7 protein-coding genes are annotated in these 9,121 nt (G+C 36.3%); 3 read left to right on the top strand and 4 right to left on the bottom strand.

What is annotated here, in order from left to right:
* The first annotated feature begins 258 nt into the window (after positions 1 to 258).
* On the top strand, positions 259 to 1,011 hold the full coding sequence (locus BM211_RS25235) for an ABC transporter ATP-binding protein (protein WP_035432591.1): 753 nt from the start codon (positions 259 to 261) through the stop codon (positions 1,009 to 1,011).
* Positions 1,008 to 2,990: an FtsX-like permease family protein gene (locus BM211_RS25230; protein WP_035432590.1), complete on the top strand. Its 1,983-nt coding sequence runs from the start codon at positions 1,008 to 1,010 to the stop codon at positions 2,988 to 2,990. The genes BM211_RS25235 and BM211_RS25230 overlap by 4 nt, the downstream gene beginning before the upstream one ends.
* Positions 2,991 to 3,042: 52 nt before the next feature.
* Here the strand turns inward: BM211_RS25230 and BM211_RS25225 are convergent, their stop codons facing one another.
* From BM211_RS25225 to BM211_RS25210, 4 genes are all read right to left on the bottom strand, one after another.
* Positions 3,043 to 3,225 carry a YjcZ family sporulation protein gene (locus BM211_RS25225; RefSeq protein WP_091000134.1) on the bottom strand — a complete coding sequence of 61 codons (183 nt, stop codon included), beginning with the start codon at positions 3,223 to 3,225 and terminating at the stop codon, positions 3,043 to 3,045.
* A 367-nt stretch (positions 3,226 to 3,592) separates the two neighbouring features.
* Positions 3,593 to 3,895 (bottom strand): nucleotidyltransferase domain-containing protein, encoded by a 303-nt coding sequence (locus tag BM211_RS25220; protein ID WP_035432585.1) that lies wholly within the window; start codon positions 3,893 to 3,895, stop codon positions 3,593 to 3,595.
* Between the two features lie 4 nt (positions 3,896 to 3,899).
* Positions 3,900 to 5,006 (bottom strand): o-succinylbenzoate synthase, encoded by a 1,107-nt coding sequence (gene menC / locus BM211_RS25215; protein WP_091000133.1) that lies wholly within the window; start codon positions 5,004 to 5,006, stop codon positions 3,900 to 3,902.
* Complete coding sequence (locus tag BM211_RS25210) at positions 5,007 to 6,452, bottom strand: o-succinylbenzoate--CoA ligase (RefSeq protein ID WP_091000131.1); 1,446 nt, start codon at positions 6,450 to 6,452, stop codon at positions 5,007 to 5,009.
* A gap of 901 nt (positions 6,453 to 7,353) precedes the next feature.
* Between BM211_RS25210 and BM211_RS25205 the strand changes: the two genes are divergently transcribed.
* On the top strand, positions 7,354 to 9,121 hold a 1,768-nt coding region (locus BM211_RS25205), incomplete at its 3' end, for a SpaA isopeptide-forming pilin-related protein (protein WP_141771703.1).

Genomic DNA, 9,121 nt, shown 5'->3' with positions numbered 1-9,121 from the left:
GATGGAGCTTCTGACATAGAGGCGCTTTTTGCCTCGGCGGAAGACGCGAAGCCACCGACTGTTCTAGCCGCTGGAGCTGGATCATAAAGAAAAGCGGAGCCGACTGTTTAGGCCCGTTGGCTAAGGTTCTTTCACACATAAAGTGTTTTTTACCTTCTTGTGTGGAAGGTTCTTAGACATGAGGGCCTAGGAGGTAGAGCTAGACAAAGATGTTGAAAAATTCAAGTTGATTTATAGCGTTAGAAAGGTGATTGATATATGGAGGAAGTACTGCATATTCAAAATGTATCGAAAGTGTATGAGGGGAAAGTCCCTCATACTGCTTTAAAAAATATTAATTTACATGTAGATAAAGGAGAATTTGTTGCGATTATGGGCCCGTCAGGAAGCGGGAAATCAACGTTATTAAATGTTATTTCGACCATTGATTCTCCTACAGCAGGAGAAGTCTTTATTAACGGAAAGCAGCCTCATACGTTTCGCAACGAAAAGTTAGCGATCTTTCGCCGGCAAGAATTAGGATTTGTATTTCAAAGCTTTAACTTATTAGACACACTAACAATTGGGGAAAACATCGTTTTGCCCTTAACATTGGATAATGTTCCACTTGCTGAAATGGATGAAAAGCTAGCTACCATTTCAAACAAGCTCGGTATCGATCATATTTTAAATAAACGAATTTTTGAAGTTTCCGGAGGGCAAGCGCAGCGTACCGCAGTAGCCCGTGCAGTCATCCATAAACCTTCATTACTTCTTGCTGATGAACCAACTGGTAATTTAGATTCGAAAGCTGCAATTGATGTAATGGAACTATTTACAAAGTTAAATAAAGAAGAACAAGCAACAATTTTAATGGTGACACATGATCCATTTGCTGCTAGTTATTGCAACCGCGTCATTTTTATTAAAGACGGTGGGCTTTATAATGAACTGCACCGCGGTCTGCACCGTGAAAAATTTTATCAAGAAATATTAGATGTATTAGCACTGCTAGGAGGAAGACGTGGATGAAGTTTTGGCAATTTGCTTTAAAGAATGTCGTTCGCAATTCAAGAGCTTATTTTGCTTATTTTTTAAGCAGCTCATTTTCGATTACGGTATTCTTTTCATTTGCCGTGTATCGATATCATCCACGTTTGCAACATGTACAAAACTATAAAGAAACAGGACCTCTTTTCGATTTAATTGGTTTTACTCAATTTGTAATTGTCCTGTTTTCTTTTTTCTTTTTGGTGTACTCAATTGGAACATTTTTGACCGTACGCAAAAAGCAGTTTGGCATTTTAACGATTTTAGGTATTTCACACAGGCAACTTAAGCGACTTCTTTTTTTAGAAAATATGATTATTGGGCTTCTGTCTACTTTTATTGGCCTCCAAGCTGGTCTTGTATTTTCTAACTTTTTCTTATTAATTACATCAAAAATTTCAGGTATTAACGGCCTTTATTTATATTGGCCATCAAAAGCAATTCAGACAACTATAGCAACATTTCTCATACTTTTTATCATTGTCTCTATCTTTACACCTGCTTTAATCCGAACAAAAAAAATCGTCCACCTTCTAAGTGAGGGAGTTCGCAAACAGAAGGAGAAACCTCCTTCTGTTATCATTTCAATTTTTAGTTTACTATGTCTATTTTCTGGTTATATTTTTTCCGCTTATCCGCAAAGTTATATAACAGAAAAAAGTTTAACAAACGGGATTGGCCTACTCATTATTTTGGCCATTATCCCTCTCGTTACAATTGGGACGTATTTTCTATTCTCCCAAGCTAGTTTTCTTTTCATTTTGATATTAAAAAAACGGCGCCGCTTTTATATGAAAAAAGCGAACATGCTTTGGATCTCTGATTTAGCATCACGCGTTCGCATCAATATTAATATGCTTTTTATCGTAACGATACTATCTGTAATAACTTTTACGACGATCACAACATTATATGCTTTTAATAAATACACAAAAGCTTCTATACTAGAAAGATTTCCTTTTCCATTTACTTATGTATCTTACGAAGGAAATGCATTAGAAACAAAGCATATTGCAGCACTAGAAAATGAGCTACATACAGACAAATTTACATATCAAAAGCATAAATCACTCATTTATAAAGATACTGCTGCTAACCAAGATATTTGGATTATGAAGCAAAGTGACTATAATATTCTCGCTACATCCCTAGGACGTTCTCAAATTCAATTACTAGAACATGAAACATATGTTATTCCAAAATATTCACCTGCAACATTAGAATTATTAATTAATCCTTTTCTTAAACAAAGCAATATTACGTTGGAATCTAATAAAAAAGAATTTCATATAAAAGAAATGGCTAACGGACCGATGATACCGGAGGGAGCTTTCACATACTTAATCGTACTGCAAGATCATGCTGTCGATAACGAAATTCCACATCTCGAACCCATTATGCTTTATAATTTCCAGGTGGATAATTGGGAAGATACACTGCCGCTCACAAAGCGTATTTTGCATATGATTGCAGCGGATGAAAAAAGTGTATTGCCAAATGCAGATCAGCAAGCAATACATGATAAGAAAGCACCTTTCTACATTTTCACATCAAGCGATGAATTATATGTCGATAAGCGCTGGAACGTTGCGAACTTCTTTATCGGTACATTTCTTGGCGTTATTTTCTTCATGGGAGCAGGAAGCGTTCTTTATTTCCGCATGTATAGCGATTTAGCGAGAGAAACAGAAAAGTATAAAACCATTACAAAGATTGGATTAACAAAAGATGAAATGATATGTTCGGCAACCATTCAATTAGCGATCCTATTTTTTGTTCCTTATATTATCGCTTCCGTTCATACAATCTTTGCGATTAAATTTATACAAAGTACACTTTCTTTTTCTCTCTTAAAAGAAGAAATTTTAATATTAGGCCTCTTCGGCATAATTGAAATCATCTTCTTTTTCCTTATACGCTCATTTTACATTCAAAAATTGTCACAACATATAAAGCTGTGAATAAAATAGCCTTGTGCAGAGCACAAGGCTATTTTCAATAGTTTTTAACTTATTAACAACAGCCGCCGTAACCGTAGCCACCATAGCCACCAAAACCACCGTAGCCACCGTAGCCACCACCACAGAAACAGCTAGCGCCGATAATGATTAATAAAATAAACAATACGATTAAAAGCGCAAAACCATTACCGTGACGATGTCCATGTCCATGCCCATGTTCACAACTTTCATTCATTACTCTTTTCCTCCTTTAATAAAATCCTTATTCTTTGTCAGATCCTTTCAGTGGATTCCATTTATCCTATGTTTAGGAAAAAAATAAGAAGCTTGTTCTTTTTAAAAACAGGCTTGTTCTAACATAAGATCTTATAAGATTTCAAGTCGATCCCTAGGTAAAAAATCCCATGAAGAATTTCGAAAAAAGGTGAAAGTGGAACAATCCGTGGTAACGCTCAAAACAGTGCAGCAGGCTGAAAAGTAAGAAAAAGGATTTTCAACTGATCATGCTGTTTCATACAAAAAGAGCAGCGATATGAATAACGCCACTCTTTTTATCCCGCTATTCGTGGGTCAGTAAGCTCCCCACTGACAGAAGTTTCACTTTATATACGCTGTGCAATCAACCGGCCTTCTCGTAAAATATGACGCTTCAGCTCGCTATCAAACAATGTATTCAAATGAACCGCAGAAACTTTTCCCATTCCGCTTAACTCTTCCATTAATAGAAACAAAAGCCATTGAAACTCACCTACTGAAATATGCGTTGTCTCAATTGCTATCTCATAATGCGAAGAAGATGTTGCTTCTTTTTTTGCATGAGATCCGAAAATGTACGCCACTTTTACAAACGGTGCCTCTAATAAACAATTTTGGATATGGCGCAGCGCATGTTCATGCTTTTGCATCTGTTCACCTCTCACATACAATGCATTGCTTCGTTATTTCTTCTAGTCTTGCCCGGTTTATGTTATAACCAAACCCAGCTTGCTTAGGAACTATGACTTTTCCATGTTGTAATGTGACTTCCGGCGAGATAATATCTTGCTCCCAATGCCTGCTAGAAGCGGAAATATCACCGGGTATTGTAAAATTCGGAAGTGATGCGAGCGCGATATTTTGCGCCCTGGAAATCCCCATTTCTACCATACCTCCGCACCAAACAGGAATGCGATGCTGCTGACAATAATCATGAATACGAATGGATTCTGTTAACCCGCCAACTCGTCCAGGTTTAATGTTAATGATGCGGCAGCTCCCAAGTCTTATCGCTACCCTTGCATCTTCTAAACTATGAATGCTTTCATCTAAGCAAATGCTTGTTTCCATTTGCTGCTGCAAACGAGCATGATCAAGAAAATCGTTATCTGCTAACGGCTGCTCAATCATCATTAACTGAAATTCGTCCAACCTTTGTAACTGCTTCACATCCGCCAATGTATAGGCAGAGTTGGCATCTGCCATCAATGGAATCGTCGGAAACGCTTTGCGAATTTCGTGAAGCAAAGCATAGTCATGATCTGGTTTGATTTTCACTTTAAACCGTTTATATCCTTCTTCAGCATATGTTTCAATTCGTGTTAACATATTAGGAATGGTATCCAGACCGATCACGACACCAACTTCAATCTCCTCTTTTACACCGCCAAGCAGCGCAGCAAGCGATTGATTCTCACGCTTTGCATATAAATCCCATAATGCGCCTTCGATTCCTGCTTTCGCCATATTGTTGCGCTTTATATGCCGAAAAAAAGACGTAACATCAGAAGGATGAAAAAGCTTCTGCTCAAATAGTACCGGCAACAAAAAGTCTTGCAGCATATGAAACGCCGTTACGACTGTTTCTTCTGTATACCACGGTTCTGAAAAAGCAACCACTTCGCCAAAGCCGCTTCGCCCTTCTTCATCTATCAATTCAATCACAATACTTTCGCGCTTTTCATACGTCCCGTAACTTGCAGCAAACGGAATAACGAGCGGCATTTCTGTTACATAAAGAATCGCCTTTTTTATATGCATTTACATTTCCTCCGCCAACTGTCGCAGTTCACGGCGCAATAATTTCTTGGAGGCACCCCGCGGCATATCAGAAAGAAAATGAACCGCCTTTGGCACTTTATACCGTGCAAGTTTCTCCGCGCAAAAAGCAAGCAATTCCTCTGCCGCTACATCTGTTGATTTCACAACAAATGCGACAGGAACTTGGCCCCATCTCTCATCGCCCACTCCAACAACTCCCGCTTCCAAAACAGCAGGATGGGCTAGCAAGACTTCCTCAATTTGCGCTGGATATATGTTCTCTCCGCCAGAAATAATTAAATCACTGCGGCGATCTAGCACATAAAGAAAACCATCTTCATCTAAGTAACCAATATCCCCAGTATGTAACCACCCATCATGAATACTCGCTTTCGTCGCCTCTTCACGCTTAAAATAACCACTCGTTACATTTGGCCCCTTCACAACAATTTCCCCGGCCGTTCCTACACTAACTTCCCTTCCATCTTGCTCAATACGAATATGGCAAGGAAATAACGGTTTTCCAGCCGAACCAACTTTCGTTAACATATAATCAGCGGCCAACGTACAAATTTGCGAAGACGTCTCCGTCATACCGTATGTTTGATACACTGGAATCCCTTTTGTAACGCACGTTTCTAAAAGCGGTCTTGGAGCTGGCCCTCCGCCAAGCAATACGCAGCGAAGAGATGTCGGATACGTATCTTCTTGCAGCCGTTCTAACAAGTCCGTCAGCATTTTAGATACAACGGAAATCATCGTTACGCCTCTCGTTTGCAGCGCTTCATGAATAAAATCCGGATCATACTTCGGAACAAGTAACACCCTCATACCGTACATCATATTTTTCATTAACAGTGATAACCCGCCCACATGAAAAAGCGGTAAACATGCAAGCCAGCAATCATCATCACGAAGCCCTAAATTTAGTGAAGAACCAACTGCACTCCACCAATGATTCCCGTACGTAATCATCACACCTTTTGGTTTTCCTGTCGTACCTGACGTATAAATAATCGTCATCGTCTCTTCTAACACAAACTCACTTTGCACAGTTGCTTTTTCTTTCGGCAATGCTACAAGATCTGTAAATAAGTATACAGGCACCTCTGCTCCCTCAAACTCTTCATCTGTAAGCAAACAAGACACCTCTGCGTCCTCCATTTGCCAAAGTAGCTCTTCTCTTGAAAGACGTGTATTCAGCAACACAGCGACTGCCCCTACATAAGAAAGAGCATGAATCGCGATTACCATCTCCATACTATTTTTCATCAGAACAGCCACTTTTGTCCCCTTTTTCACTTGCAAATAAGCAAGATGTTCACACATTGAAAGAACCTCTTCATGAAGTTGTAAAAACGTATACGTACGATCCTTCGTTTCAATTGCGGTGCGATCCGGCGTTAAAAAAGCACGTTGCATAAGCCAATTCGGCATTGTTTCCATATCATGTTCTCCTTTCAAAGAATAGAAAGCTAACATATAGCTCTAATCCTTTTCCTTTACGTATAACTAGCGTTACCTTCATATTATCTATCTCTTACTCCTATAGCAAATACTAGCTCTTTGCCTAATTGTGTTCCATTCTTCTGAAGCATATTTATCATTCATAAAACATCTATATTCTTTACATGATGATTACATTAAGCCCACCTGCAAATAACAATATTTACCACAAAAACAAAATGAATAAAATTTCATTTTTCTATACAATTTTATTTTTCACTAAACAACCGTAATATAAATTTTCGGAAAAATGACAATTTTTTAATTAAAAACATCTATTCTTTTTCTACAATAGCATTTATAATAAAATATGTAATTTTACATATACATATTTTTCCATTTGCTTGTAAAGATACACTTTTATGTACCAACAGTTATCTTTATAAACAAATACATAAAGTTTAACTTTATTCAAAAAGATGCAACTTATAATGCTATTATAATTATTATTAACAACTACATCTTAAATTTTCGCAAAAATGACAATTATTTAATCAAAAAACATCTATCCTTTTTCTACAATAGCATTTATAATAAAATATGTAATTCTGCATATACATATTTTCCTATTTACTTGTAAAGTTTTACTTTTATGTACAAACAGTTCTCTGTATAAATAAATACACAAAGTTTAACTTTATTCAAGAAGATGCAACTTATCATACTAGTTTAATTTTTATCAAATACTTGTATCTTAAATTTTCAAAAAAATGACAAAATTAACCCGAAATATCTATTCTTTTTTTTTGTAACATCATTTACAATAGGGTTAAATTATTACAAATTTTCAAATTATTAAATCTTTTTCATAAAACTTTGATAAATGGTGGTGGATGAAGAAATGAAACAAAAAATGTTAGCAAAATGGATCTCTATGTTAAGTGTGCTTATTATATTGTTAGGAGTTTCTGTTCCACAAGCAAAAGCTGAAGTTGTACATAAAGAAAAATATCAAATAAAGTGGAGTTATAGTAAATCAAAAAATCGAGAAATTATAGCGGGAATGCTTAAAGGAGCATCAGGGAGTATCCAATATTGTTTATCACTAAACCTACCTTCTCCTAATGGACAGGATTTACCTGAAATGGGGAGAGCAACCGACGCGGTATATCGTGTACTACTAAACGGATATCCACAAAAAAGTCCAGCTGAATTAGGTGTATCTACACCAGAAGAAGCATATTACGCAACACAATTAGCGGTATGGATTACTCTTGGACAATTACAAATAGATGAATTAGTACCACAAAATCAACAGGTACATACTCTTATGCAACAGTTAGTCGAAAAATCTAAAAATGGGAAAGAATCCCAATACGTATTTTTCAATGTAACTTCTCCTGATTCACAAAACGTAAAACAAAATGGAGACTATTTAGAAACAGATTTATATACAATTCAAACAAATGCTGTTTCTGGAACATATACAATTGAAGGTGAAAATGCACCTGCAGGAATTCAACTCTTAAATGAGAATGGGGAAAAGAAAACTACATTTTCTATTAATGAAAAATTTAAGATTTTGATTCCTAAAAATACAGCTAGCGGAGACTTTAAGTTCAAAATAAAATCAACACTAACAAATTTACAGGCAATTACTCTTGATGGAAAACGACGTATTCAAAATACAGCTACATTATTAGAAAGAAGTAAAGAAGAAATAAGTACAGAATTAGTAGTAAAATGGGAAACACTAGGATCTTTAAAAGTTATGAAATTCGACGAAAATAAACAACCTTTACAAGGTGCTGTGTTTGAAGTGTCCAATGAAAAAGGTGATATCAAAACAAATATTACCTCCGATTATACGGGTGTTGCGGAATTACATCAACTTCCTATCGGTACTTACAACGTAAAAGAAATTCAAGCTCCAGAAGGATATGTACTAGATCCTTCAGTTAAAAAAGTTGATGTACAAACAAATGAAAGCGTTTTATTAGGGGTGGAAAATAAACAAATGCAAGGTGAACTAGAAATCTCAAAAGTGGACTTTGCAGACCACAATAAGAAGCTTTCAAATGCTGAATTTACTATATACAATAAACAAGGTAATGAAGTTGCTAAAGGTAAAACGGATGTAAATGGTGTTATCAAATTCAAACTACCTTACGGAACATATACATATAAAGAAACATTAGCTCCAGAAGGATACATACTCAGCAACGATACTTTCTCTTTTGAAATAAAAGAGGATGGCCAAATTATTAAACATACAGTGGAAAATAAAGAGACACCAGTACCTGAGACACAAAAAGAAGAGCTAGGATCTTTAAAAATTATGAAATTTGATGAAAATAAACTGCCTTTACAAGGTGCTGTGTTTGAAGTGTCCAATGAAAAAGGTGATATCAAAACAAATATTATTTCTGATCATACAGGCGTTGCGGAATTACATCAACTTCCTATCGGCACTTACAGCGTAAAAGAAATTCAAGCTCCAGAGGGATATGTACTAGATCCTACAATTAAAAAGGTTAACGTACAAGTGAATGAAAGCGCTTTATTAGAAGTGGAAAATAAAAAGAAACCAGTACCTGAAGTACCAAAAGAAATGCTAGGATCTTTAAAAATTATGAAATTCGACGAAAATAAACAACCTTTACAAGGTG

Source organism: Bacillus sp. 491mf (assembly GCF_900112415.1).
In the GTDB taxonomy this organism is placed as follows: domain Bacteria; phylum Bacillota; class Bacilli; order Bacillales; family Bacillaceae_G; genus Bacillus_A.
This window is presented reverse-complemented; position numbering and strand designations above follow the sequence as displayed.

What these genes read in the sequence shown, in the direction of transcription:
- BM211_RS25235 (WP_035432591.1), top strand. Translation starts at nt 259, where the DNA reads ATGGAGGAAGTACTGCATATTCAAAATGTATCGAAAGTGTATGAGGGG.
- BM211_RS25230 (WP_035432590.1), top strand. Translation starts at nt 1,008, where the DNA reads ATGAAGTTTTGGCAATTTGCTTTAAAGAATGTCGTTCGCAATTCAAGA.
- BM211_RS25225 (WP_091000134.1), bottom strand. Translation starts at nt 3,225, where the DNA reads ATGAATGAAAGTTGTGAACATGGGCATGGACATGGACATCGTCACGGT.
- BM211_RS25220 (WP_035432585.1), bottom strand. Translation starts at nt 3,895, where the DNA reads ATGCAAAAGCATGAACATGCGCTGCGCCATATCCAAAATTGTTTATTA.
- menC (WP_091000133.1), bottom strand. Translation starts at nt 5,006, where the DNA reads ATGCATATAAAAAAGGCGATTCTTTATGTAACAGAAATGCCGCTCGTT.
- BM211_RS25210 (WP_091000131.1), bottom strand. Translation starts at nt 6,452, where the DNA reads ATGGAAACAATGCCGAATTGGCTTATGCAACGTGCTTTTTTAACGCCG.